The sequence below is a fragment of the Ottowia beijingensis genome, from assembly GCF_042680925.1.
Taxonomy (GTDB): Bacteria; Pseudomonadota; Gammaproteobacteria; order Burkholderiales; family Burkholderiaceae_C; genus Ottowia; species Ottowia beijingensis.
Genome location: NZ_JBHUEP010000009.1, coordinates 1 through 25,554, shown reverse-complemented (window position 1 = coordinate 25,554; position 25,554 = coordinate 1). Strand labels below are relative to the sequence as shown.

Annotated in this window: 22 protein-coding genes; 10 read left to right on the top strand and 12 right to left on the bottom strand. The window is 68.5% G+C overall.

Going from position 1 to position 25,554, the window contains the following annotated elements; genetic code table 11:
- The 8 genes from ACFSCU_RS14090 to ACFSCU_RS14055 all read right to left on the bottom strand — a co-directional run bounded on the left by ACFSCU_RS14090 (position 1) and on the right by ACFSCU_RS14055 (position 9,238).
- Complete coding sequence (locus ACFSCU_RS14090) at positions 1 to 849, bottom strand: hypothetical protein (RefSeq protein WP_377560992.1); 849 nt, start codon at positions 847 to 849, stop codon at positions 1 to 3.
- Between the two features lie 44 nt (positions 850 to 893).
- Complete coding sequence (locus ACFSCU_RS14085) at positions 894 to 3,491, bottom strand: TRAP transporter permease (RefSeq protein WP_377560991.1); 2,598 nt, start codon at positions 3,489 to 3,491, stop codon at positions 894 to 896.
- Between the two features lie 124 nt (positions 3,492 to 3,615).
- Entirely contained in the window at positions 3,616 to 4,596 is a 981-nt protein-coding gene (locus ACFSCU_RS14080) for a TAXI family TRAP transporter solute-binding subunit (RefSeq protein WP_333705386.1), read from the bottom strand.
- 36 nt (positions 4,597 to 4,632) lie between these two features.
- Positions 4,633 to 5,964 carry an aspartate aminotransferase family protein gene (locus tag ACFSCU_RS14075; protein WP_377560990.1) on the bottom strand — a complete coding sequence of 444 codons (1,332 nt, stop codon included), beginning with the start codon at positions 5,962 to 5,964 and terminating at the stop codon, positions 4,633 to 4,635.
- A 322-nt stretch (positions 5,965 to 6,286) separates the two neighbouring features.
- Positions 6,287 to 6,781: a hypothetical protein gene (locus tag ACFSCU_RS14070; RefSeq protein WP_377560989.1), complete on the bottom strand. Its 495-nt coding sequence runs from the start codon at positions 6,779 to 6,781 to the stop codon at positions 6,287 to 6,289.
- A 204-nt stretch (positions 6,782 to 6,985) separates the two neighbouring features.
- Positions 6,986 to 7,762 (bottom strand): 3-hydroxybutyrate dehydrogenase, encoded by a 777-nt coding sequence (locus ACFSCU_RS14065; RefSeq protein ID WP_180549560.1) that lies wholly within the window; start codon positions 7,760 to 7,762, stop codon positions 6,986 to 6,988.
- A gap of 117 nt (positions 7,763 to 7,879) precedes the next feature.
- Entirely contained in the window at positions 7,880 to 8,521 is a 642-nt protein-coding gene (locus ACFSCU_RS14060) for a CoA transferase subunit B (RefSeq protein WP_180549561.1), read from the bottom strand.
- A 15-nt stretch (positions 8,522 to 8,536) separates the two neighbouring features.
- Entirely contained in the window at positions 8,537 to 9,238 is a 702-nt protein-coding gene (locus ACFSCU_RS14055; RefSeq protein WP_180549562.1) for a CoA transferase subunit A, read from the bottom strand.
- A 91-nt stretch (positions 9,239 to 9,329) separates the two neighbouring features.
- Here ACFSCU_RS14055 and ACFSCU_RS14050 point away from each other — a divergent pair, with 91 nt between their 5' ends.
- Complete coding sequence (locus ACFSCU_RS14050; RefSeq protein WP_377560988.1) at positions 9,330 to 9,911, top strand: LuxR C-terminal-related transcriptional regulator; 582 nt, start codon at positions 9,330 to 9,332, stop codon at positions 9,909 to 9,911.
- A 43-nt stretch (positions 9,912 to 9,954) separates the two neighbouring features.
- Here the strand turns inward: ACFSCU_RS14050 and ACFSCU_RS14045 are convergent, their stop codons facing one another.
- Positions 9,955 to 10,524 carry a DUF2231 domain-containing protein gene (locus tag ACFSCU_RS14045; RefSeq protein ID WP_180549563.1) on the bottom strand — a complete coding sequence of 190 codons (570 nt, stop codon included), beginning with the start codon at positions 10,522 to 10,524 and terminating at the stop codon, positions 9,955 to 9,957.
- A gap of 2 nt (positions 10,525 to 10,526) precedes the next feature.
- Entirely contained in the window at positions 10,527 to 11,963 is a 1,437-nt protein-coding gene (locus ACFSCU_RS14040; protein WP_180549564.1) for an ethylbenzene dehydrogenase-related protein, read from the bottom strand.
- A gap of 320 nt (positions 11,964 to 12,283) precedes the next feature.
- On the opposite strand from ACFSCU_RS14040, the gene egtD reads away from it, so the two are divergent.
- On the top strand, positions 12,284 to 13,288 hold the full coding sequence (egtD, locus tag ACFSCU_RS14035; protein ID WP_180549565.1) for an L-histidine N(alpha)-methyltransferase: 1,005 nt from the start codon (positions 12,284 to 12,286) through the stop codon (positions 13,286 to 13,288).
- A complete protein-coding gene (gene egtB / locus ACFSCU_RS14030) occupies positions 13,269 to 14,591 on the top strand; it encodes an ergothioneine biosynthesis protein EgtB (RefSeq protein ID WP_377560987.1) in 1,323 nt (440 codons plus the stop codon). Before egtD ends, egtB begins: the two co-directional genes overlap by 20 nt.
- A 219-nt stretch (positions 14,592 to 14,810) precedes the next feature.
- Here the strand turns inward: egtB and pcaC are convergent, their stop codons facing one another.
- Positions 14,811 to 15,200 carry a 4-carboxymuconolactone decarboxylase gene (pcaC, locus tag ACFSCU_RS14025; protein WP_180549566.1) on the bottom strand — a complete coding sequence of 130 codons (390 nt, stop codon included), beginning with the start codon at positions 15,198 to 15,200 and terminating at the stop codon, positions 14,811 to 14,813.
- An 81-nt stretch (positions 15,201 to 15,281) separates the two neighbouring features.
- Here pcaC and ACFSCU_RS14020 point away from each other — a divergent pair, with 81 nt between their 5' ends.
- The 5 genes from ACFSCU_RS14020 (at position 15,282) to ACFSCU_RS14000 (ending at position 20,338) form a co-directional block, all read left to right on the top strand.
- Positions 15,282 to 15,878, top strand: coding sequence for a peroxidase-related enzyme (locus tag ACFSCU_RS14020; RefSeq protein WP_377560986.1), 597 nt, complete (start codon positions 15,282 to 15,284; stop codon positions 15,876 to 15,878).
- A gap of 240 nt (positions 15,879 to 16,118) precedes the next feature.
- The gene (locus tag ACFSCU_RS14015) at positions 16,119 to 16,385 is read left to right on the top strand and encodes a helix-turn-helix domain-containing protein (protein ID WP_333705397.1); all 267 of its coding nucleotides are present in this window, start codon (positions 16,119 to 16,121) and stop codon (positions 16,383 to 16,385) included.
- Entirely contained in the window at positions 16,385 to 17,635 is a 1,251-nt protein-coding gene (locus ACFSCU_RS14010) for a type II toxin-antitoxin system HipA family toxin (RefSeq protein ID WP_180549567.1), read from the top strand. Before ACFSCU_RS14015 ends, ACFSCU_RS14010 begins: the two co-directional genes overlap by 1 nt.
- A gap of 115 nt (positions 17,636 to 17,750) precedes the next feature.
- Positions 17,751 to 19,004, top strand: a complete 1,254-nt coding sequence (gene lplT / locus ACFSCU_RS14005; RefSeq protein ID WP_180549568.1) for a lysophospholipid transporter LplT — start codon at positions 17,751 to 17,753, stop codon at positions 19,002 to 19,004.
- 281 nt (positions 19,005 to 19,285) lie between these two features.
- The gene (locus tag ACFSCU_RS14000; protein ID WP_377560985.1) at positions 19,286 to 20,338 is read left to right on the top strand and encodes a glycosyltransferase family 4 protein; all 1,053 of its coding nucleotides are present in this window, start codon (positions 19,286 to 19,288) and stop codon (positions 20,336 to 20,338) included.
- Positions 20,339 to 20,500: 162 nt separating this feature from the next.
- Here the strand turns inward: ACFSCU_RS14000 and ppa are convergent, their stop codons facing one another.
- Entirely contained in the window at positions 20,501 to 21,043 is a 543-nt protein-coding gene (ppa, locus tag ACFSCU_RS13995; protein WP_180549569.1) for an inorganic diphosphatase, read from the bottom strand.
- A gap of 251 nt (positions 21,044 to 21,294) precedes the next feature.
- Here ppa and ACFSCU_RS13990 point away from each other — a divergent pair, with 251 nt between their 5' ends.
- Both ACFSCU_RS13990 and ACFSCU_RS13985 read left to right on the top strand, forming a co-directional pair.
- Positions 21,295 to 23,943: a sodium-translocating pyrophosphatase gene (locus tag ACFSCU_RS13990; RefSeq protein WP_377560984.1), complete on the top strand. Its 2,649-nt coding sequence runs from the start codon at positions 21,295 to 21,297 to the stop codon at positions 23,941 to 23,943.
- Between the two features lie 424 nt (positions 23,944 to 24,367).
- Positions 24,368 to 25,554: serine/threonine-protein kinase (locus ACFSCU_RS13985; RefSeq protein ID WP_377560983.1), on the top strand; the 1,187-nt coding region annotated here is incomplete at its 3' end.

The following is a 25,554-nucleotide window of genomic DNA, read 5'->3' as shown; positions in this document are numbered from 1 at the left end:
TCAGGTGCTGGCGGTGTCGCGCCCGGCCACCACGAACTCGTACAGCAGCACGCTGAAGCTGGCGGGCACGTAGTCGAGCACGCAGTCCAGCAGCATGGGCAGGTCGCCCGGCGGCAGCAGGCGGCCCACGCGCATGGCCACGCGCAGGGTCACGTCTTCGCCCGCCACGTCGTAGGTCTGGCCCAGGCCCTGCGCCAGATAGAGCAGGATGTCGACCTCGTGCCGCACGTTGCCGTGGGTTTCGACCAGCGTGGTGGCCGGCGCGCTGTTCAGCGCCAGCAGCACCTGCGTCATGTAGGCCTGCGCGGCCACGGGCGAGCGCACCATCACCTGCTCGGCGTCGATGCTGTTGACCATGGCGGCCACCTGCTCCACCGCGTCGGGGGCGGGCGCGGGCGCGGGCTCGCTGTCGGCCAGGGCCTGGCGCACCGGCGCCACCACGGCGGCGTCCACCGGGGGCACGTCGGCCAGCGCGGCCAGCTCCTGCAGCGACATGCGGGGCAGCGTCTCGCGCTGAGGCGCCGGCGGTTGTGTGGTGGTGATGCGGCTGGCGACGAAGCTGTCGGGCGGGTGCGCGCCGGCGGCGTCTGCCGCCGCGTCGGCGATCTGCGGGCTTTCGGCCAGCACGGCCTTCAGCGCCGGCGGCCTGGTGTGGCTGAGTTGGGCAGCCAGCAGGCCGCGCCGCTCCAGGCGGTCGATGTCTTCGGAAATGGCCCGGCCGAACAGGTCGATCAGCTCGGCATCGGTCCGCACGCCGTTGCACAGCACCATCACCTGGCGCTCGCGCACGCTCAGCAGATCATGCTGCAGCAGCGCAGTCCGGCCTTTTTCGGTCTTGATGTAAATCATGGAATCGGGTTGACCCCTGGGCGCTTTCAGCCGCCTGATCCCCGTCAGGCCAGCGCCGGCGCGCCGCGCCCGCGCCGCATGCGCAGCGCCTGCAGCCACATCACCAGGGCCAGCAATGCGAGCGCCGGAACGAAGAACCATTCCTTGGCCGGGCGGGCGGCGGGCAGTTCGATGGCCTTGATCCGGAAGCCCTGCTCCAGCCCCAGCTTCTCGGCCACGCTGCCGAAGCGCACGCCCACCACCATCAGTTCGTCGCCGTCGGGCATCACGGTCACGCCGGCGTCGGCCAGGCGCTGGCGATAGTCGCCCTCCTTGGCGCCCAGCGGCAGCAGCACGCCCTTGCGCACGTCATTGCCTTCCAGGCTGATGCCTTCGATCCAGATGCGCTTGCCGGTGTTGGCCGGCGCATCGGCAATCTCCTGCTGCATGGCCTGGCCACGCACCTCGTCGAACGGCGGGTACACCATGTCCATCCAGAAGCCCGGGCGGAACAGGGTGAAGCACACCAGCAGCAGCGCGAGGGTTTCCCACCAGCGCGTCTTGGTGAGGAAGTAGCCCTGCGTGGCCGCCGCGAACACCAGCATGGCGATGATGGCCGTGCCGATGGTGATGACGGTGTGGATCGGCCCCGTCAGCCCGATCAGCAGCAGCTGCGTGTTGAAGATGAACAGGAACGGCAGGATGGCCGTGCGCATGCTGTAGTAGAAAGCCGTGATGCCGACCTTGATCGGGTCGTGCTTGGCAATGGCGGCAGCGGCGAACGAGGCCAGCCCCACCGGCGGCGTCACGTCGGCCATGAGGCCGAAATAGAACACGAACATGTGCACCGCGATCAGCGGCACGATCAGTCCGCTTTGCGCACCCAGCTCCACCACCACCGGCGCCATCAGCGTGGACACCACGATGTAGTTGGCCGTGGTGGGCAGGCCCATGCCCAGGATCAGGCTGATGACGGCCACCAGGATCAGCATCAGCATCAGGTTGCCGCCCGACAGCAGCTCGACGATCTCGGTCATCACCAGCCCCACGCCGGTGAGCGAGACGGTGCCGACGATGATGCCCGCGGCGGCGGTGGCCACGCCGATGCCGATCATGTTGCGCGCGCCCGTGACCAGGCCGTCGATCAGATCGCGCACGCCGGCCTTGAAGGCCGTGCCCAGCGCGCCGCTGCCGCGCAGCGCGGCTAGGATGGGCTTTTGCGTGACCATGATGAAGATCATGAACATGGTGGCCCAGAACGCCGACAGCCCGGGCGAGAGCTGCTCCACCATCAGGCACCACACCAGCACCACCACCGACAGCAGGTAGTGCAGGCCCGAACGTACCGTGGGGCCGGTTTCGGGCAGTTCGAACACGGGGGAGTTCGGATCGTCGATCTCCAGCTCCGGCTGGCGCGATCCCACCCACAGCAAAAACAGGTAGGCGGCCAGCAGGACGATGGCGATGATGGGCGCCGCGCTGCTGCCGAACAGCGTCTTGATGAAGCCGATGCCGTAATAGGTGATGGCGGACAGGATGATGAAGCCGCTGACGGTCATCACGAAGGAGATCAGCCGCTGCTGGCCGCTCGACTGCTGGCGCCGCGGCAGCCCTTCCATGCCGGCCTTCAGCGCCTCCAGGTGCACGATGTAGAACAGCGCGATGTACGAAATCAGCGCCGGCAGGATGGCGTGCTTCATCACCTGCACGTAGGGGATGCCCACGTACTCCACCATCAGGAAGGCCGCTGCGCCCATCACCGGCGGCATGATCTGGCCGTTGACCGAGGACGACACCTCCACCGCGCCGGCCTGGTCGCCGCGGTAGCCCACGCGCTTCATCAGCGGAATGGTGAAGGTGCCGGTGGTTACCACGTTGGCGATCGACGAGCCGGAGATGATGCCAGTGGCCGCCGACGACACCACCGCCGCCTTGGCCGGCCCCCCGCGCATGTGGCCCAGCAGCGCGAACGCGCTCTTGATGAAGTAGTTGCCGGCGCCGGCTTTGTCGAGCAGCGAGCCGAACAGCACGAACAGGAAGATGAAGCCGCTGGACACGCCCAGCGCGACGCCGAATACGCCCTCGGTGGTGAGCCAGAAGTGCGAGGCCGCCCGCTCCAGCGAGGCGCCGCGGTGCGCCAGCATGTCGGGCATGTGGGGCCCGGCAAAGGTGTAGACCAGGAACAGCGTGGCCACGATGACCATGGGCAGGCCCAGCACGCGGCGCGTGGCCTCCAGCAGCAGGACGATGCCGACGATGAAGACGTACACGTCCATCTGCGTCGGGCTGCCGGGCCGGGTGGCCAGCTCGCGGTAGAACAGGAACAGGTAGCCGGCGCAGAAGGCGCCGACCAGTGCCATCACCCAATCGGTGACGGGCACCCGGTTGGACGGCGAACGCGTGCTGGCCGGGTACGCCATGAAACCCAGGAAAACGGCGAACGCCAAGTGGATGGCACGGCTCTCCGTGTCGTTGAAGATGCCCACGCGCAGCGTGAACGGCAGCGGTGAGGCGATCCACAACTGGAACAGCGACCAGGCAATGGCCACCAGCAGCAGCAGCCTGGCCACCAGCGGACCGGGCTCCCGGCCGCCGGTGTCCGTCTCCTCGACCAGCCTGTTGACATCGACCTGGTCCACCGCCACGTCCTTGCTCTTGCTCATGCTGCCTCTCCGTACCCGGCTCTTTGGTTGCTCACACCGTGCGTCGCGCCACGAAAAAACGCCCCATGCCGACACGATCCAGCATGGGGCGCGCGGTGCGCGTGGCGCACCCTCTCAGGCCCAGTTACTTGAGCCAGCCCTTTTCCTTGTAGAACTTGGCGGCGCCCGGATGCAGCGGCGCGGACAGGCCGTCCTTGACCATGTGCTCGGCGCTCAGGTGGGCGAACGCCGGGTGCAGCTTCTTGAACTCGTCGAAGTTGTCGAACACCGCCTTGACCAGGGTATAGACCTGATCGTCCGGCGCCTTGGCCGAGGTGACGAAGGTGGCCAGCACGCCATAGGTCTGCGTGGCCTGGTCGTTGCCCTTGTACAGGCCGGCCGGAATGGTGGCCTTGGCGTAGTAGGAGTTGTCGGCCACCAGCTTGTCGATCGCCGGGCCGGTGATGTTGACCAGCTTGGCGCCGCAGGTGGTCACCGGGTCCTGGATGTTGGCGCTGGGGTGGCCGACGCCGTAGAAGAAGGCGTCGATCTTGTTGTCGCACAGGGCGGCGCCGTGCTCGTCGGCCTTCAGTTCGGAGGCCAGCGAGAAGTCGCCCATCTTCCAGCCCTTGGCGGCCAGCAGCTGCTCCATCGACGCGCGGGTGCCGGATCCGGGGTTGCCGACGTTGACGCGCTTGCCCTTGAGGTCATCGAAGCTCTTCACGTTCGCCTCGGCGCGCGCCACCACGGTGAATGGCTCGGGGTGCAGCGAGAACACCGAGCGCAGGTCGGAAAACGCCCCGTTCTTCTCGAAGCTGCTGGTGCCCTTGTAGCCGTGGTAGTTCCAGTCGGACTGGGCCACGCCGAAGTCCAGATCGCCCGCGCGCACCGTGTTGATGTTGGCCACCGAGCCGCCCGTGGATTCGACCGTGCAGCGGTAGCCGTGTTTCGACCGGTCCTTGTTGACCAGGCGGCAGATGGCGCCGCCGGCGGCGTAGTACACGCCGGTGACGCCACCGGTGCCGATGGTCATGAATTTTTGCTGTGCCATGGCCGGCGCCGACAGCATGGCCGTGGAAGCCGCCGCGGCGGCGGCCAGGGTTTTCAGAACGGTCTGGATTCGCATCAAAGTCATCTCCGCAAAAAACAAAGGGAACGGGGGTCAGCCCTGCGCCAGCGCCGCATCCAGCGCTTCGGCCAGACGCGACACGATCTGTGCCAGTTCGTCTTGCGACGCGATGAAGGGCGGTGCCAGCAGGATGTGGTCACCATAACAGCCATCGACGGTTCCGCCCATGGGATAAACCAGCAATCCGCGCGCGAAGGCCGCCGCCTTCACCTTGGCATGCAAGCGCCGTGCCGGGTCGAACGGCGCCTTGCTGGCACGGTCCTGCACCAGTTCGATGCCCCAGAAGAAGCCGCGCCCGCGGATGTCGCCCACGTGCGGGTGGTTTTTGAACTTATCAGCCAGCAGCGCTTTCAGGACGGACGCATCGCGCTTCACTTTTTGAAGCAACCCGTCACGTTCGATGACCTGCTGCACCGCCAGCGCCGCCGCGCACGCCACGGCGTGCCCCAAATAGGTGTGGCCGTGCTGGAAGAAGCCGCTGCCCGAGGACATGGCATCGACGATCTTCTGCTGCGCCAGCACCGCGCCGATGGGCTGGTAGCCGCCGCCCAGGCCCTTGGCGATGGTCATCAGGTCGGGCACCACGCCGTCCTGTTCGCACGCGTGCAGCGTGCCGGTGCGGCCCATGCCGCACATCACCTCGTCCAGGATCAGCAGCACGCCGTGCCGGTCGCACACCTCGCGCACCGCCTTCAGGTAGCCCGGCACCGGTACCAGCACGCCGGCGGTGGCACCGCCCACGGTTTCGGCGATGAAGGCCAGCACCTTGGCCGGCCCGACGCGTTGGATCGCCTCGTCGAGTTCGCGTGCCAGGCGCTGGCCGTAAGCCTCGGGCGTTTCGCCGGGCTGCAGGTCGCGGTAGGGGTAGCAGGGCGACACGTGAGTCACATCGATGAGCAGCGGCGCGAACTGGCGCCGCCGCCATTCGTTGCCGCCCACCGCCAGCGCGCCCAGCGTGTTGCCGTGGTAGCTCTGGCGCCGGGCGATGAAGTGGCTGCGCTCAGGCTGGCCGATCTCCAGGTAGTACTGGCGCGCCATCTTCAGCGCCGCCTCCACCGCCTCGGAGCCGCCGCTGACGAAGTAGGCGTGGCTCATGCCGGCCGGCGCGGTGCGCACCAGCTGGTCGGCCAGTTGTTCGGCCACCTCGGTGGTGAAGAAGCTGGTGTGCGCGTAGGCCAGCTGGTCGATCTGCCGGTGCATGGCGGCCAGCACGTCAGGGTGACCGTGGCCCAGGCAGGAGACGGCCGCACCGCCCGAGGCGTCGATGTAGCGCTGGCCGGCGGCATCTTCGAGCCACAGGCCCTGTCCGCGCACGGCCACCGGGGGCGTGGTGAGGAGACTGCGGTGAAAAACGTGGGTGTTCATCTCGGAGGGCCTTTGCATCGATCCAGGCCGACCACTCGCGCCCCAGACATGAGGCGCCCAGTTCGCTCGTCGGCGCGGTACAGGCTAGCACGGTGCGGCCAAGCCGGGCAGCCGCATTAACACCGAGAGGCGGCGTGGCCGCTGGCTCATGACGTTCTGCGTTCAAAACGATGACCAATGACGAATGACGTCTTGGTCACTGAAGCGCAGCGAAGTCATTGGTCTTTCTTGCTGGATGACTCACCCCTCCCACACAGCGGATGTGATCCGCGCGGCATCTGAAACTTCTTGATGGTCAAGCATGCTTGAAAGCCCATCCGTATCAGCGGCGCGTGCGCACGGGGCGCTGCTCCACGTCGGTGCGGCCGTCGGCCCATTCGGTGATGACGGTTTCCACCGCCGGTCGGCCGGCCGCGGGCACCACGGGGTGCACCAGCGGCGCGCGCTCCCACACTTGCTCGGCGTGCGCAGGCGCCACCACGGCGATGCCGCTGCCCACCACGGCGTAAGGGGCCTGCGCCGCGGCGGCGTTCGCCACATGGGTCAGCAACGGGGCACTGGCCGGCTCGCGGGCCGGGGCTGGCGCGATCTGCCCGGCCATCGCCACCTCGCGTGCGCAGGCATCACCGTTCAACACCACGCGCCCACCTGCGGGCACGCTGGCCGCCTGCGCCGCGCTGGCCGGTGGCGCATCGGCCTGCTGCACCACGCCACCTTGGGCGTCGTACACGGTATAGCAGGCGGCGCTGGCCTGGGCGGCGGGCAGGGTCAGCAGCGAGGCGGTGAGGCAGTGCAGGGCAAGGCGGGCGTGGTGCACGGTCGGCTCCTGGCGCACCGGGTGAACAGTGGCACGCCGTGGCGCCATGGTGGCCCGCCGCCCGGCCGGCACGCGCCAGCGGCCGCAGCATGCGCCTGTCGGCAGCGGCCGACATGGCATGAAAAAAAGCGCTGACAACTATCCAATTGATAGCTGTCAGCGCTTGATGGACGGGCGCTAAAGCCCGATTTGACTAGAAATTCGTTACTGCGCCGTCCAGCCGCCGTCGTGGGCCCAGGCCTGGCCGCGCACGTTGGCAGCAGCATCGCTGCAGAAGAATACCGCCATGGCGCCCAACTGCTCGGGCGTGGTGAACTGGTGCGACGGTTCCTTCTCGCTCAGCAGATCCCTTGTGGCCTGCTCCACGCTGATCTTCTGCTCGGCGGCGCGGGCGTCGATCTGCTTTTGCACCAGCGGCGTCAGCACCCAGCCGGGGCAGATGGCGTTGGCGGTGACGCCGGTGGTGGCCAGCTCCAGCGCCGTCACCTTGGTCAGACCCACGATGCCGTGCTTGGCCGCCACGTAGGCCGACTTGTCCTTCGACGCCACCAGCCCGTGCACCGAGGCGATGTTGATGATGCGGCCCCAGTTCTTCTGCGTCATGTACGGAATCGCCAGGCGCGTGGTGTGGAAGGCCGAGGTGAGGTTGATGGCGATGATGGCGTCCCAGCGCTCGACCGGGAAGTCCTTGATGCTCGACGTGTGCTGGATGCCGGCGTTGTTGACCAGGATGTCGACGCCGCCGAACTTCTCGGCCGCGAACTGCATCATGGCTTCGATCTCGGCCGGCTTGCTCATGTCAGCGCCGTGGTATTCCACCTTCACGCCGTGCGCGGTGATCTGCGCCTTGGGGCCTTCGACGTCGCCGAAGCCGTTCATCACGATGTTGGCGCCCTGCTTGGCCAGCTCGATGGCGATGCCCAGCCCGATGCCGCTGGTGGAGCCGGTGACGAGGGCCGTCTTGCCTTTCAGTGTGCTCATGAATCTCTCCTGAGTGAAATTGAATGATCGGATGTGGGAGCGGGCTTGCCCGCGATGGGGCGTGTCGTTGCTCACGGCGCCGTCATCGCGGGCAAGCCCGCTCCCACACCAGGGTGCTTATTGCTTGAGCGGCACGCCGGTCTTGCCTTGCGCCTCTTCCAGCGTCACGCCGTCGGCCAGCTCCACCACCTTCAGGCCCTCGGGCGTCACGTCGAACACGCCCAGGTCGGTGATGATGCGGTCGACCACGCCCACGCCGGTCAGCGGCAGCGTGCACTCGGGCAGGATCTTCATGTCGGTGCTGCCGTCCTTCTTCCGGGCCACGTGCTCCATCAGCACGATCACGCGCTCGACGCCCGCCACCAGGTCCATGGCGCCGCCCATGCCCTTGACCATCTTGCCGGGGATCATCCAGTTGGCGAGATCCCCCTTGTCGGTGACCTGCATGGCGCCCAGGATGCTGAGGTTGATCTTGCCGCCGCGGATCATGGCGAAGCTGTCGTGGCTGCCGAAGATGCTGCTGCCCTTGAGCGTGGTCACGGTCTGCTTGCCAGCGTTGATGAGGTCGGCGTCCACCTCGTCCTCGGTCGGGAAGGGGCCGATGCCCAGCATGCCGTTCTCGGACTGCAGCCACACCTCCTTGTCGGCGGGCACGTGGTTGGCCACCAGCGTGGGAATGCCGATGCCCAGGTTGACGTAGAAGCCGTCCTGCAGCTCTTGCGCGGCACGGGCCGCCATTTGGTCTTGTGTCCAGGCCATGGTTTGACTCCTTGCTTACTTGTGCTCGCGCAGCGTGCGCTTCTCGATGCGTTTCTCGGGCGTCGGGTTGTGCACCAGGCGGTGCACGTAGATGCCGGGCAGGTGGATGTCGTCGGGCGCCAGCTCGCCGTTGGGCACGATGCGCTCGACCTCGACGATGCAGACCTTGCCCGACATGGCGCAGGCCGGGTTGAAGTTGCGCGCCGTCAGGTTGAAGCGCAGGTTGCCGCTGCGGTCGGCCACGTCGGCCTTGACCAGGGCCACGTCGGCCACCAGCGAGCGCTCCATCACGTAGGTGTGGCCGTCGAACTCGCGCAGCTCCTTGCCCTCGGCCACCAGCGTGCCCACGCCGGTCTTGGTGAAGAAGGCCGGAATGCCGGCGCCGCCTGCTCTCAATTTCTCAGCCAGCGTGCCCTGCGGCGTGAACTCCAGCTCCAGCTCGCCGGCCAGGTACTGGCGCTCGAACTCCTTGTTCTCGCCCACGTAGCTGCTGATCATCTTCTTGATCTGGCGCGTGTCCAGCAGCTTGCCCAGGCCAAAGCCGTCCACGCCGGCGTTGTTGCTGATCACGGTCAGGTCCTTCACGCCCGAATCGCGCAGGGCGTCGATCAGCGCCTCAGGGATGCCACACAGGCCGAAGCCGCCCACGGCCAGCATCTGGCCGTCTGCGACGACGCCCTTGAGCGCCTCGGCGGCCGAGGGGTAAATCTTGTTCACGGGATGTCTCTCCTGAATAGGTGGATGCGTAAGGGGAAACCGGGGTACAGCCCTGAAAGATACTACGTATCCAGCTACGTAGTATTTCGTAATGGACTTCCCTGCCCCCGGCCCTGCCGCACCCGATTACCGCCTGGCCTTCCAGCTCGCGCCCGTGGGCCTCATTCTCTCGCGCCAGCGCCACATCGTGGACTGCAACGAGCGCGTGTGCGAGATCTTCGGCGCCACGCCGGCGCAGCTGGTGGGGCAGAGCTTTCGCATCCTGTACCCCAGCGCCGACGAGTACGAGCGCATCGGCGAACGCATGGCTCCGATCCTGAACGCGCACGGCGTGTACGCCGACAACCGGGTGATGCAGCGCGTGGGCGGTGCGCACGCGGGCGAGCCGTTCTGGTGCCACGTCACCGGCCGCGCCATCGACCGCGCCGCGCCGCACGCGGCCGGCATCTGGACCTTCGAGGACCTGAGCGCGCAGCGCCCCGTCACCGCGCCGCTCACGGCGCGCGAGCGCGAGGTGGCCGCGCAGCTGATGCAGGGCCTGACCAGCAAGGCCATCGGCCGCGTGCTCGGCATCAGCCACCGCACGGTGGAGATCTACCGCGCGCGGCTGATGCGCAAGTACGGCGCCAGCACCGCGGCCGACCTGGTGCAGAAGCTGATGGGCGGGGTGTAAGGGCACGCCAGCGGCGAGGCCGCCGCGCGCTGGCGGTCCGCCGTCAACCGGTCGCCGAACCCGCCGCCCGCCTGGCGCGAGCCCACAGGCCCAGCGCCACGCCCAGCGCCGCGATGCCCAGCAGCGCCCACACGGTGAAGTCAGGCACATGGTAGGTCGTGTAAACCTCCCAGCCCAGGTGGCGCAGCAGCTTGGACAGGTCGGTCGGGGCGCTCATCAGGTGCCCGCCCAGCGTGCCGGTGATGGCCAACAGCACCGCGCCCAGCAGCGCCAGCGCAGCCATCGCCCAGCGCATTCCGCCTTCCCACACGGCCTCGCCACGGCGCCAGCGCAGCCACCAGACCACGGCCCACAGCGCCACGGTCCAGGCGGCCAGCATCAGGTGGTTGCGCCCCAGCGGCGACGCGCTGATGCTCTCCCAATCCCAGACCTGCGTGCCGGTGGCGTAGGCCGCCAGCCCGAACAGCAGCGCCACCGTGAGCAGGGGCACCAGCGCCTGGTCGAGCCGGCGCGCCAGCGGTCCGGCGCTCAGCACCCGCAGCAGGATGACCGCCATCGCCAGCGTCCAGAGTGCGATCGGGAAATGGGTCAGGACGATGTGATACGGGCCCATGGTCAAGCTCCCCGGCGCTGTGCCAGCGCCATGTTCAGTGCAAAGCCGATGCCCAGAATCAACGCCAGGCCGGACCACAACGTCCACAGCCATTGGCGCCGCATCTCCTGCGCGAACTCCACCTCGATGCCGTAGTGCTTGAGCTGCTCGACGCTGTGGCGCGTGTGCACCGGCAAGCGGCGTGCGATGGCCTCCGCGCCGGCATGCGCCTTGCTGTGCAGGTGCGGCCAGCTCACCTGACCCGGATAGAACAGCGTGACCTCGCGCCCGGGGCCGGACCAAGTCGGCTCGGCCACGTCGAACTGCATGGCCACGATGTCGGCATCGCGCCCGAGGCCCAGGCTCATCGGCAGCGACACGTAGTGCCAGCGTCCGCCGGTGGCATGGCGATGGATCGCAAAGGCCACGTCGTACAGGCCGTGGTCGCGCAGGATCTTGTCGTCCAGCGGATGGCCGGTATCGAGTGCGCGGCTGAGGGTGACGTCCCAGTGGCCGTCGGCCCAGCGCCCCTTTCCCTGCACCGTGATGTCAGCCTTGGAGCCCTCGGGCTGGCGCAGGAAGCGGCGCGGCAGCGTATCGCCCTCGACCCAGCCGGCCTGCGGATCGAACGGCACCGCCTGACCTTCCACCAGGTAGTAGACCGATTCCTGGTCGATGCGTCCAGCGACCACATCGGCCCATTGGAGCGCCTTGTGGCGGACTGCCGCGGCATCGAACATCAGGCGCGGCTGCTGGCGCTCGCCGTCCCAGTTTGTGCCGGCGGCGCTCTTGCCGTCATCGCCGCCACGCACCTCGGCAACCATCTGGTCGTCCGACATCCCGATCGGGTTGGCGCGGTGGCTGCGCCAGTGCCACAGGTCGAGGAAGTAGCCCGCCCGCCGTTGTGCCCCGAGCACTTCCTCGGAGCGCAGGCTGGCCCAGTCGTTGATGTCGCTGCGGGTGCCGGGCAGCGACTTGCTGACCTCCTCCTGCTTCAGCTTGCCGCCCAGGTAGGGGTGCGCCTTCACGGCGTCCTCGCTGGCCTCGTTGGTAAAAGTCAGGATGCCATCGCCCACCGTGATGTAGCCGCCGTAGCGCGCGAACTCCGGCACGCCGCCGTCGTCCAGCATCATCGCCACCCGATCCTCATGCATGCCGTCCGGCTGCGAGCCCGGCGTGGCCCGCCCCTTGACGACCCACCGACCGCCCTCATAGACCAGCACGTCGTGGAACAGACCCGGCCGGTCGGCCGGCCAGCGGTAGTTGACGAAGATTTTCTCGGCGTTGTAGGCCGCGCGCACCTGCAGCGGCACGGTGAGCGTCTTGGGGACGCTGATGTTGCGCTTTGGATCGTCTCGCACCACGCCGCGGCCATGCGTGAGCCACGACAACAGCACGCCGCCGACCAGCAGCAAGATGGCCAGCGCGATTGCCAGGCCCTGTCGGTTTGATCGCTTCATGTCTCCTCCTTGTTCAAGAACTTGCGGATGGCAGTGCTCTTTTTGTTTTGATCAAGGATGGCACACCCCCATGCAAAAGGTACGAATTGACCTCATCTTTGATACAGGTCAAGGTTCGTCCCCTCGCCAGGTCGCAACGCGCCGATGCCGCGCGGGTGCCAGGGTTTCGGTTCTGCCCTACATGCAGGCGGCGGCACAGGTGCTAGGGTGCACCCGTTCATGTCCCAACGCCGCTGCCAGCGGGTTCGCGTGGGCCTTGCAAGTCACTGCACGGCGTCACCGGGGCAATCCAAGCAGAGGCATCCGAGGAAGACCAGACCATGCTCGACACCCTTCAGCATGCACCCCGCGTGGCCCACGGCGCGCCGCCATCCACACTGCAATGGCGCGATGCCTGCCAGGAGTTGCGCTGGGGCCTGCTGGCCACGCCGCCGTCCATCGCGCCCAAGTTCCTCTACGACGCGCACGGCTGCGCGCTGTACGAGGCCATCACCACGCTGCCCGAATACCACCTGCCGCGCGTCGAACGCGCCATTCTCGACCGGCACCAGGGCGCCATGCTGCAGCTGCTGCCGCGCGGCGCCGAGCTGATCGACATCGGCAGCGGTGACGGCGCCAAGGCCCGCCGCTGGCTGGATGCCGGCATCGTGCGGCGCTACATCGGCCTGGACATCGCCGAGGACTGGCTGCGCGAGGTGCTGCGGCGGGGCCGCCAGCGCTATCCCGGCGTGCAGTTCGACGGCGTGGTGACCGACCTGACCTGGGGCCTGCAACTGCCGCTGCCTCGCGAGGCCGAGCGCCCGCGCATCTTCTGGTATCCCGGCTCGTCCATCGGCAACTTCGAGCCCGCGGCCGCCACCGCACTGCTGGCGCAGATGCGCGCCCACATGCGGCCCGGCGACGCGCTGGTGCTGGCGGTGGATGGCCCGGTGGAGCACGCCCGCATGGTGCACGCCTACGACGATGCGGCCGGCGTCACCGCCGCCTTCAACCTGAACGTGCTGAACGTGGTCAACCGCACGCTGGGCGCCAGCTTCGATGCCACCGCCTTTCGCCACCGCGCCGTGTTCAACGCCGAGGCCAGCCGCATCGAGATGCATCTGGTCAGCCAGCATGCGCAAGCCATTGCGCTGGGCACGGGCCAGGTGTTGCGGCTGCAGGCGAGCGAGCACATCGTCACCGAGCATTCCTACAAGCACGCGCCGGCGCGCGCCGAGCAGCTGTTGCGGGGCGCAGGCTTCGATCAGCTGCAGCGCTTCGGCATCGACGGCGAAGCCTATGGCGTGTACCTCGCGAGGATCGGCCATGCAGAGTCTGAACGCTGAAACGCAGGACGCGCGCGGCTGCACCGTGGACGCGTTCCACGCCGTGCGCGCCACCACCGAGCGGCTGGTGCAGGGCCTGACGCCCGACGACTGCATGGTGCAGTCGATGCCCGACGCCAGCCCCGTCAAATGGCACCTGGCACACACCAGCTGGTTCTTCGAGCAGTTCATCCTGGGCCCGGCGGGCGTGGCGCCGTTCGACGAGCGCTATGCGGCGCTGTTCAACTCCTACTACGTCGGCGCCGGCACGCGCCACCCGCGCGCACGGCGCGGCGACCTGTCGCGCCCGCCGCTGGACGAGGTGCTGGCCTACCGCCGGCACGTGACGCGCGCCGTCGCCGACCTGCTGCCGCGCGCCGACCCCCACGCCACGGCGCTGGCGCGCCTGGGTATCGAGCACGAACAGCAGCACCAGGAGCTGATCCTCACCGACCTGAAGCACCACCTGTTCTCGCAGCCGCTGACGCCGGCGTACCGGCCGGTGCCGGCGCACGACGGCGCAGAGCCGGCCGCGCTCCAATTCACCGCCGTCGACGGCGGCCTGTGCGACATCGGCCACGCAGGCGGGGCCTTCGGCTTCGACAACGAATTTCCGCGCCACCGCGTGTGGCTGGAGCCGTTCGAGATCACCGACCGGCTGGTCACCGAAGCCGAGTACCTGGCGTTCATGCACGATGGCGGCTACGCGCAGGCCACGCTGTGGCTGTCCGACGGCTGGGCCACGCGCGAGGCCGAGGGCTGGCAGGCCCCCCTGTACTGGCGCGCCGATGAAGACGGCGCCTGGCAAGTCTTCACCCTGGGTGGCTGGCGCGCGCCGCGCGCCGACGTGCCGGTGTGCCACGTCAGCCATTACGAGGCCGATGCCTTCGCCCGCTGGGCCGGCGCCCGCCTGCCCACCGAAGCCGAATGGGAACACGCCGCGGCAACCTCGGCCGACGGCACATGGCATGGCGCGTTGCTGGAAGACGAGGCCTTTCACCCCACGCCCGCCGCGCATGGGGCGGGCCTGCGGCAGCTGCTGGGCGACTGCTGGCAATGGACGGCCAGCGCCTACCTGCCCTACCCCGGCTACCGCGTGCCCGCAGGCACCGTGGGCGAATACAACGGCAAGTTCATGTCGGGGCAGATGGTGCTGAAGGGCGCCTCGTGCGCCACGCCGCGCAGCCACGCGCGGCCGAGCTACCGCAATTTCTTTCCGCCCGGCGCGCGCTGGCAGTTCTCTGGCATCCGGCTGGCGCGCGATGGCGTTGCGCGGTCAGCGTTGGCTGAACAGGAAGTACTCGGACCCGCATCCGCTTTGTAGAAGCGGGCGTGCCCGCGATCCAGGGTTCGTGGCACCCAGTCGTCTCATCGCGGGCACGCCCGCTCCTGCAGCGCCCTCCAGGATGTGTGGCCAATCAATAACATTTTGATAGCGCCTGGCGCACGTCACCAAACGATTTCAGATACAAAAATCACATTAAATCGTTATATAACAAGCGCAAGCAGCTTCTTTTTTTGTAGTAAAGGGCGACGACGCGGCTCAGGCCTTGACCGGCCCATCCACCACCTCGGCCGCGCTGCGGAACGCCTCCACCGCGCACGGCACACCGCAGTAGATGCTGGCGTGCAGCAGCACTTCCTGAATCTCCTCGACGCTCGCGCCGTTGTTCAGCGCGCCGCGCACGTGCCCCTTCAGCTCGTGCTGTCGACCCAGTGCGGTGAGCATGGCCACGGTGACCAGGCTGCGCGTCTTCAAGTCCAGCCCCGGCCGCTGCCACACATCGCCCCAGGCGTTGCGCGTGATGGCGTGCTGCATCGGCTCGGTGAACGGCGTCATGCCGGCGAAGGCACGGTCGACGAAGTCGTCGCCCATCACCTGGCGGCGCGTCTTCAGGCCGTTCTGGAAGTCGGGATCGTCGGGCAGGTTCATGGCTGTCGCTTTCGTGGTCGTGGGTGAATAACAGGCGCAGCATAATGAATCCGTTGCCACGCATATAAAAGGAGACATGCCATGAGCCGCTACCCCCTCGCCGACATCAACGCCCTGCCCGATGACATCAAGGCCAAGGTGCTCGAAGTGCAATCCAAGGTCGGCTTCGTGCCCAACGTGTTCCTGGGCCTGGCGCGCCGCCCGGCCGAATGGCGCGCCTTCTTCGCCTACCACGACGCGCTGATGGAGCCCGAAAGCGTGGGCCGCACCAGCAACCTGAGCAAGGGCGACCGCGAGATGATCGTCACCACCACCAGCGCCGCCAACCAGTGCCTGTACTGCGTGGTGGCGCACGGCGCGCTGCTGCGCATCTACGAGAAAAAGCCGATGGTGGCCGACCAGGTGGCCGTGAACTACCGCAAGGCCACCGACATCACCCCGCGCCAGCGCGCCATGCTCGACTTCGCCATGAAGGTGTGCGAGCGCTCGCACGAGATCAGCGAGGACGACTTCGCCCCCCTGCACGCGCACGGCTTCGACGACGAGGACATCTGGGACATCGCCGCCATCACGGCCTTCTTCGGGCTGTCCAACCGCATCGCCAGCTTCAGCGGCATGCAGCCGAACCCCGAGTTCTATCTGATGGGGCGCGTTCCGCGCGAGAAGAAGCCGGCGTGAGTGGGCCACTGCGATGGCACGCCACGAAATCCGGCCAGGCCGTTCGGGCTGAGTCTGTCGACGCCTCGCACACGCCTGCACTTTGACAAACTCCGCGCGCACGGCGCCTGATTACCGACCGGTAATTTTAATGCGTGCAAATCTGTTGAAATCGGAATAAATTACCGACCGGTAATTTATTCCTTGACACTCGGCATGACTCAGAATAAATTACTGACCGGTAATTTCGTTATTCTGACCGTGTCCACCCCCCACCTGCCCGCCCCTGCCACCCTCCTGCCCACCGTCGTCCGCACGGCCGCCGACCTGGGCCGCATCGCGCAGGCCCAGCGCATCGCCCTCGGCCTGCGCCAGATCGACCTGGCGGGCATCGGCAACACCGGCAACCGCCTGATCGTCGACATCGAGAAGGGCAAGCCCACCGTGCAGTTGCAGAAGGTGCTCGACGTGCTCGACCTGCTGGGGCTTGAAGTGGTGCTGCGCCCCAAATCCGCCGGGCCGCTGTGATGCCGCGCGCCGCCGCGCTCGACGTGTTCTACGGCACCGAGCCCATGGGCACGGTGCATGACACCACGCCGCTCGGTTTTGAATACGCGCCCACCTGGCTGCAGCGCGCCGACGCCTTCGCGCTGTGTGCCATCGGCCTGGCACCCGGCCGCATCGATTCGCCCGAAGTCCACGCCTTCTTCGAGAACCTGCTGCCCGAAGGCGACCTGCGCGCCTACATGGCGCAGCAGCGCAAGGCGTCCACGCTGTTCTCGCTGCTGCTGGAGGTGGCGGGCGACACGGCCGGCGCCTTCGTGCTGCTGCCGCAGGGCCATCGGCCCGAACCACCGCGCTACCAGCGCACCACCTGGAAGACACTGGCCGACACCATTCGCCAGCAGTCGGCCGCCGCCATCCAGTCTCAGGGTGGCCGCACGCGCATCTCGCTGGCGGGCGCGCAGGACAAGGCGTCCATCGCCCTGCTCGACGGCCCCGAGCCGTGGCTGCCCCAAGGCGCCGCGCCCTCCACCCACATCCTCAAGCCCGACATCCGCCGCCTGCCCAAGGTGCGCGACTCCGCCGCCAACGAAGCCATCGTCATGCGTGCCGCGCACCACTGCGGGCTGAACGTGGCCCCCGTGTTCTACGAACCCACCACCCGCGCCTGCATCGTCGAACGCTTCGACCGCGTGCGCCAACCCGACGGCAGCCTGCGCCGCCTGGTGCAGTACGACTTCTGCCAGCTCTCCGGCCTGGGCTCGGAGCGCAAGTACGAGAAGGAAGGCGGCCCCAGCCTGGCGGCCTGCGCCGCCCTGGTGCGCCGCTACAGCGCCCGCCCCGCGCTGGACTTGCAGGCGCTGGCGCAGTGGGTGCTGTTCAACCTGTACGTCGGCAACAACGACAGCCACGCCAAGAACCTCTCCATCTACCACCGCCCCGGCGAAGGCGTGCGCCTGACGCCCTTCTATGACCTGATGTGCACGCGCATCTATCCCGGACTGTCAGACGAATTCGCGTTCAGCCTTGGCGGCGAAACGCGCCCTGGGCAGTTCGGCGGCGAGCATCTGGAGGCCCTGGCGGCGCAATTGGGCATGGGGGCTCGCTATGTCCGCGGGATGGCAGGCGAGTTGGCTGCGCGGGTGCCGGAGGCACTGAACCTTGGCCTTGAAGAAGTCATGCCCTTCCTCCCTGCCAGCGGGCAAGGTTTGGCTGACAGGCTGGCCATGAAGGTGAAGTCCATCACACGGCGCACGGTCGAGCGTTTCAGGTAGCGGCGTTTCGCTGCTCAGGCTCGCCCATAGGCCGCTGGGCGACTGCCCGTCATCCCCCTTTCACACTCCCGCATTCCAATCGTCACATGCACCCACGCGCTGGCAGCGCCGGGCGATGACGCGCGGCATCGGTTACCTGATCGCGGCACAGTTCGTGTCGGGGCTGGCCGACAACGCATTGCTCATCGTCGCCATCGCGCGGCTGGCGGAGCTGGGCGACCAGCCGTGGATGGCGCCGCTGCTCAAGGGCGTGTTCACGCTGGCCTATGTGGTGCTGGCGCCGCTGGTGGGCGCGCTGGCCGACCGCTGGCCGAAGGCGCGGGTGATGCTGGCCGCCAACGCGCTGAAGGGCGCCGGCTGCGCGCTGATGCTGGCGGGCGCCGACCCGCTGCTGGCCTACGGGCTGGCGGGCGTGGGCGCGGCGGTGTATTCGCCCGCCAAGTACGGCCTGGTGGTGGAGCTGGCGCCACCGCAGCAACTGGTGAACGCCAATGGCTGGCTGGAGGTGACGACGGTGGCCGCCATCATCCTGGGCACGGCGCTGGGCGGCGTGCTGGTGGGGCCGACGCTGGTGCAGGCGCTGGGCACCGCGCCGGCCGGCGCGGGCCTGGCGGTGGGCGGCGCGCTGGTGGTGGCGCTGGGCGTGGTGCTGGTGCTGTACGGGCTGGCCGGGGCGCTGAACCTGGCGATTCCGCGGCCCGCGGCCAGCGTGGCCGAGCGGCACGCGCTGCCACCCGGCGCGCTGCAATTTTTGCAGCGCTTTGCGCACGCCCAGCGCACGCTGTGGCGTGATGCGCTGGGTGGCGCCTCGCTGGGCGTGACGACGCTGTTCTGGGGTGCGGGGGCCACGCTGCAGTTCGTGGTGCTGGCCTGGGCACAGCAGCGGCTGGGCTTGTCGCTGTCGCAGGCGGCGTACCTGCAGGGCGTGGTGGCGGTGGGCATTGCGCTGGGCGCGCTGGCCGCCGGGCGCTGGGTGGCACTGGGGCAGGCGCTGCGCGTGCTGCCGCTGGGCGTGGCGATGGGCCTGGCCGTGCCGCTGCTGACGCTGGTGCACAGCGTGGCGCTGGCGGCGCCGTTGCTGGCGGCGGTGGGTGCGCTGGCGGGCTTGTTCGTGGTGCCGATGAACGCGCTGCTGCAGCACCGCGGCCAGCGGCTGCTGGGCAGCGGCGAATCCATCGCGGTGCAGAACTTCAATGAAAACGCGGCCGTGCTGGCGATGCTGGGCACGTATGCGGGGCTGCAGGCCGCGGGCTGGCCGCTGCCGTGGCTGGTGGGGCTGCTGGGCACGGCGGTGGCCGCCGGGGTGGCGCTGGTGATGTGGCGCCTGCGCCAGCGGGCCGCGCGCGGGTTGATGTGGAGCGCACCTTGAAGCCGTTGAGATTTCCGCCGTCCCTGACACGCTGCCGGCCCTCACCCCAACCCTCTCCCAGAGGGAGAGGGAGCTTTCTTTGGCGCAGCACGCGCTGTCGAGCCTCGAGAAGCCGCCCTCCAGGAAAACGCCGACAGGTTGAAGCCGCCTGGCTTATCTGCACCCGACAAACGACGCATGACTTGGCTTCGCCTCCATGACGAAGCGCGTCGTCATTTGTCATGCCGGCACCCGCCGGCAGTCATTCGTCATTTGTCATCGCAAGCCTTGAAGGAGCCAACATGAAGATCATGATCGTCACCGACGCGTGGGAGCCGCAGGTCAATGGCGTGGTGCGCACGCTGAAGATGACCACGCGCCACCTGCAGGAGATGGGGCACAGCACGCACATCCTGTCGCCGCTGGATTTCAGGTCGTTCCCCTGCCCCACCTACCCCGAGATTTCCCTCGCGGTGGTCACGCGGCGCGCGGTGGCGCGGCACATCGACGCCGTGGCGCCCGACTGCCTGCACATCGCCACCGAGGGGCCACTGGGCTGGGCCGCGCGGGCGGTGGCGGTCAAGCGTGGCTGGCCGTTCACCACGGCGTACCACAGCCGCTTTCCCGAGTACGTGCATGCGCGCGTGCGGGTGCCGGTGGGCTGGAGCTACGCGCTGCTGCGCAAGTTCCACAACGCCGGCCGCGCCACGCTGGCGCCCACGCCGGCCATCGTCGATGACCTGCGGGCGCGCGGCTTCACCCAGGCGCGGCTGTGGTCGCGCGGGGTCAATCTGGAAGCCTTCAGCCCCGAGGGGCCGAGGCTGCCGCGCGACAGCTCTCCGGTGTTCCTCTACGTCGGCCGGCTGGCGGTGGAGAAGCAGGTGCACAAGTTTCTCGAACTCGATCTGCCGGGCGAGAAGTGGGTGGCCGGCACGGGGCCGGAAGAAGCCAGGCTGAAGGCGCAGTACCCCCACGCGCGCTGGTTCGGCGTGCTGAGCGGCGACGATCTGGCCACCGTGTACCGCAGCGCCGACGTGATGGTGTTCCCCAGCGTGACCGACACCTTCGGCCTGGTGATGGTGGAGTCGATGGCCTGCGGCACGCCGGTGGCCGCCTACCCGGTGCCGGGGCCGATCGACGTGGTGGGCCACGATTCGGCCGGTGGCGTGATCGACGACGACCTGCGCGCCGCCTGCCTGGCCGCGCTGGCCAAGCCGCGCGACGGCGTGCGGCGGCACGCCGAACAGTTCAACTGGCCCACGGCCACGCGGCAGTTCGAGCAGGCGCTGGTGCGCATCGCACGGACCAGCGACGTGGACAAGCAGGCGCCGCGCGAGTCGCTGCAAAGCCCGTGAGGGGCGGCGGCCCGGTGCGTGCCGTGCGGGTCCACGCCCCTTGCTTTGCAGGCCGCGAGCGAACGCGCCGGATACTACAAAAAAAATAGCTGCCAGCGCTTGTCAGGCAAGCGCTGGCAGCCATTTTCACATCAAAGCCCTGCGCTGCAGGGCGGGCGCCCATCAGCCTTCGGGATTGGCCTTCTTGTAGGCGGCGATGCCGTCGGTGATTTCCTTGCGGGCGGCGTCGGGGCCTTCCCAGCCCAGCACCTTGACCCACTTGCCCGGCTCCAGGTCCTTATAGTGCTCGAAGAAGTGCGCGATGGAGGCGGTGCGCGCGGGGTTCAGGTCTTCCGGCTTCTGCCAGCTGCTGTAGAGCGACAGCACCTTCCTGATCGGCACGGCCAGCACCTTGCCGTCTTCGCCCGCTTCGTCCTGCATCTTCAGGATGCCGATGGGGCGGCAGGTGACCACCACGCCGGGGATCAGCGGCACGGGCGTGACCACCAGCACGTCCACCGGGTCGCCGTCGCCCGACAGCGTCTGCGGCACGTAGCCGTAGTTGGTGGGGTAGTGCATCGCCGTGCTCATGAAGCGGTCGACGAAGATGGCGCCGGTGTCCTTGTCGACCTCGTACTTGATGGGGTCGGCGTTCATCGGGATCTCGATGACGACGTTGAACTCGTCGGGCGCCTTGGCGCCAGGGGAAACGTGGTCGAGGGACATTGTTGGTTCTCGTGGGTTGATGTGGATTAAGACAGCGGGTAAGACTGGCTGGGATTAACCCTGATTTTACTTTCGCCCCCCTTGCACCCGCGGATTCGTCACGTTTTCCGGCTAAATTCGCGCTGTTGGCCAATCGACTGTCCCTTTCTGATCAGAGGGAACGAGGAAGCAACGCAGTGGAGGGCCGGGCTGCGTTGCACCGCTGGCAGACGGCCCCTCCGAAGCGCAACCGCTTTTGTGAGGAGATATCAATGACAGGCAACTCGGCGCTGATACTGGCGCTCGTCTGCGGTCTGATCGCCGTCGTGTACGGCTTCTGGGCCCGCGGATGGATTCTTTCGCAGGACGCGGGCAACGCCCGCATGCAGGAAATCGCGGCCGCCATCCAGACCGGCGCGGCGGCCTACCTGGCCCGGCAATACAAGACCATCGCCATCGTCGGCGTGGTGCTGGCGATCCTGATCGCCATGGTGCTGGACGTGACCACCGCCATCGGTTTCGTCGTCGGCGCGGTGCTCTCGGGGGCCTGCGGCTTCATCGGCATGAACGTCTCGGTGCGCGCCAACGTGCGCACCGCGCAGGCGGCCACCAAGGGCATCGGCCCGGCGCTGGACGTGGCCTTCCGCGGCGGCGCCATCACCGGCATGCTGGTGGTGGGCCTGGGGCTGCTGGGCGTGGCGGCGTTCACCTGGTTCCTGGTCGGCAACGGCCAGCTGTCGCCCACGGCCAAGCTGTCCACCCTGCTCAACCCGCTGATCGGCTTTGCCTTCGGCTCGTCGCTGATCTCGATCTTCGCGCGTCTGGGCGGCGGCATCTTCACCAAGGGCGCCGACGTGGGCGCCGACCTGGTGGGCAAGGTCGAGGCCGGCATCCCGGAGGACGACCCGCGCAACCCCGCCGTGATCGCCGACAACGTGGGCGACAACGTGGGCGACTGCGCCGGCATGGCCGCCGACCTGTTCGAGACCTACGCCGTCACGCTGATCGCCACCATGGTGCTGGGCGCGCTGATGGTGGCCACGGCCCCGTGGCAGGCGGTGATGTACCCGCTGGCGCTGGGCGCGGTGTCGATCATCGGCTCGATCATCGGCACCTTCTTCGTCAAGGCCTCGCCCGGCATGAAGAACGTGATGCCGGCGCTCTACAAGGGCCTGGCGATCGCGGGCATCCTGAGCCTGATCCTGTTCTACTTCGTTACCGCCTGGATCATCCCCGACAACGCCATTGCCCCCAGCGGCAGTGTGATGCGCCTGTTCGGCGCCTGCGTGGTCGGCCTGCTGCTGACCGCGGCGCTGGTGTGGATCACCGAGTACTACACCGGCACGCAGTACAAGCCGGTGCAGCACGTGGCGCAGGCCAGCACCACCGGCCACGCCACCAACATCATCGCCGGCATCGGCGTCAGCATGAAGTCCACTGCCTGGCCGGTGATCTTCGTCTGCATCGCCATCATCGCCGCCTACTGGCTGGCCGGCCTGTACGGCGTGGCGGTGGCCGCCATGTCGATGCTGAGCATGGCCGGCATCATCGTCGCGCTGGACGCCTACGGCCCCATCACCGACAACGCCGGCGGCATTGCCGAGATGGCCGAGATGCCGCCCGCCGTGCGCGACATCACCGACCCGCTGGACGCCGTGGGCAACACCACCAAGGCCGTCACCAAGGGCTACGCCATCGGCTCGGCCGGGCTGGCGGCGCTGGTGCTGTTCGCCGACTACACGCACAAGCTGGAAAGCTTCGGCCAGGCCATCAGCTTCGACCTGAGCGACCCGATGGTGATCGTGGGCCTGTTCATCGGCGGCCTGATCCCCTACCTGTTCGGCGCCATGGCGATGGAAGCCGTGGGCCGCGCCGCCGGCAGCGTGGTGGAGGAAGTGCGCCGCCAGTTCCGCGAGATCCCCGGCATCATGGCCGGCACGGCCAAGCCCGAGTACGGCCGCGCGGTCGACATGCTCACCGGCGCCGCCATCAAGGAGATGATGATCCCCAGCCTGCTGCCCGTGGTGGTGCCGATCCTCGTCGGCCTGGCACTGGGGCCGAAGGCGCTGGGCGGCCTGCTGATGGGCACCATCGTCACTGGCCTGTTCGTGGCCATCAGCATGTGTACCGGCGGCGGCGCCTGGGACAACGCCAAGAAGTACATCGAGGACGGCCACCACGGCGGCAAGGGCAGCGAGGCGCACAAGGCCGCCGTCACCGGCGACACCGTGGGCGACCCCTACAAGGACACCGCCGGCCCCGCCGTCAACCCGCTGATCAAGATCATCAACATCGTGGCGCTGCTGATCGTGCCGCTGGTGGTGGGCATGCACCCCACCACGCGCGATCTGGCGCCCAGCGCCCCGGCGGCGGCCACCGCTGCCAGCAGCGCGGCGACCGGCGTCTCGGCCGCGCCCACGGGCACGGTGTACGGCGTGCCGTCGGCCGGCACGGCCCTGGCCACGCCGCCGGCGCCCGCCGCGGCACCGGCACCGGCCGCCGCCCCGGCACCCGCACCCGCCGCCGCACCTGCGTCGGCACCGGCGTCGGCAGCGTTCAGCCCCGCATCGGCGCCCGCCGCGGTGGTGGCCGAGGATGCCAGCGCGGTCGCCGTCGAAGGCGAGAAGGTGGTGTTCTACTTCGCCACCGGCAAGACCGAGCCACACCCCGACGGCGCGCAGACCCTGCAGCGCATCGTCGATGGCGTGAACGCCGGCAACAAGGCCGTCATCAGCGGCTACGTCGACAGCACGGGCAGCGCCGCCGCGAACGAGGAAATCGCCAAGCAACGCGCCTTCGCCGTGCGCGACCTGCTCAAGAGCCTGGGCGTGGCCGAAGACAGGATCGACCTGCAGAAGCCCGCCGATATCCAGGCCGGCGCCGGTGCGCAGGCACGCCGGGTGGAGGTGGCGCTGCAATAAGCCGCGCCGCACGCCCCTGCTGCCAGGCCCGCCGCATCGGCGGGCCTTTTTGTATCTGCTCCAGGTGACCCAGCCACATACTCCCAATCTACATGGCCGCCAGCGCCCTATGGACAAGCGCTACAACAAGATACTCCCCCAAAAACCTGATGCAGGTGCTGATTGTGATGCCGCCGCGGGTACCGCCGCCCCGCCACCCGCGCACCGCTGCGTGCGCCCGGCAGACGTGCCGCGCTGGAATACCGCTTCACCCCGGGCGTTGTCAACCAAGAGTGATCGCCCCGCACCGATCCCCTCAGGGTCGGCCGATACCCGGCGTTTCAATGCGCACATTAGTATTAGGATTTGACCTACAAGCCCGCGTCGACAGCGCCGCCATAGTCCACACGAGCAGCGCAGCCTTGCCTGACACGACACCCGCTTCATGACCTTGCCCCCCTCCGCCCCTTCTGCCCCCGCCGCCGACGAGCAGTTGGTGACAACCGCCAACAGCCTGCCCGCCGGCACGCGCCTGGCCGAGTTCGAGCTGCGCGGCGTGCTGGGCGAAGGCGGTTTTGCCACGGTCTACCGTGCGCACGACCACTCGCTGCGGCGCACTGTCGCCATCAAGGAATACATGCCCGGTGCACTCGCCACGCGCGCGCCCGACGGCAGCGTGATCGCGCGCGAGCCGCAGATGCAGGCCACCCTGGCGCGCGGGCTGGACAGCTTTTTGAACGAGGCGCGCCTGCTGGCGCAGTTCGACCACCCGGCGCTGATCCGCGTCTACCGCTTCTGGGAGCAGAACGGTACCGCCTACATGGCCATGCAGCTGTGCCAGGGCCGCACCCTGCGCGCGCTGCGCCAGGCCGAGCCCCGGCTGGTGGCCAGCGAGCCCTGGCTCAAGCACATGCTGTCGCCCATCCTCGACGCGCTGGAGCTGCTGCACGCCAACGACTGCTACCACCGCGACATCTCGCCCGACAACATCATGGTGCTGGACTCCGGCGTGCCGATGCTGCTGGACTTCGGCGCCGCGCGGCAGGCCATGGGCGACGCCACGCAGGCGCTGACGGTGATCGTCAAGCCCGGCTTCGCCCCCATCGAGCAGTACGACAGCGTGCTGGAGCAAGGCCCCTGGACCGACGTCTACAGCCTGGGCGCGGTGCTGCACTTCCTGGTCACCGGCCAGCCCGTCACCGCCTCGGTGTCGCGGCTGCTGAAGGATCCGCTGCCCCGGCTGGCCGACACCCCCGGGCTGGCGCTGTCGCCCGCCTTCGCGCGCGCCATCGACCGCGCGCTGACGGTGCACCCCGAAGACCGCATCCGCAGCATCGCCGAATTCCGCGAGGCGCTGGAGCTGCCCACCTTCTGGGCCGAGATGCAGCGCCAGAGCGTCGAGCTGGGCGCCCTGCGCAGCCACTCGGGCACCACCGGCTTCGGCGCGCTGGCCGAGCTGGGCGACGACGACGCTGCGCCCAGCGACCTCGGCCCCGCCACGCTGCCGCCGCCCGAAGAGCGGGCCATGCCCGCTGCGGCGCCGCGCCGCCCGCGCCCCGACGCCGCCGAACGGGCGCGCACCCCGGCCGAGCGGCCGCGGCCACCCGCCCCGGCAACCCGGTCCGGCACGCC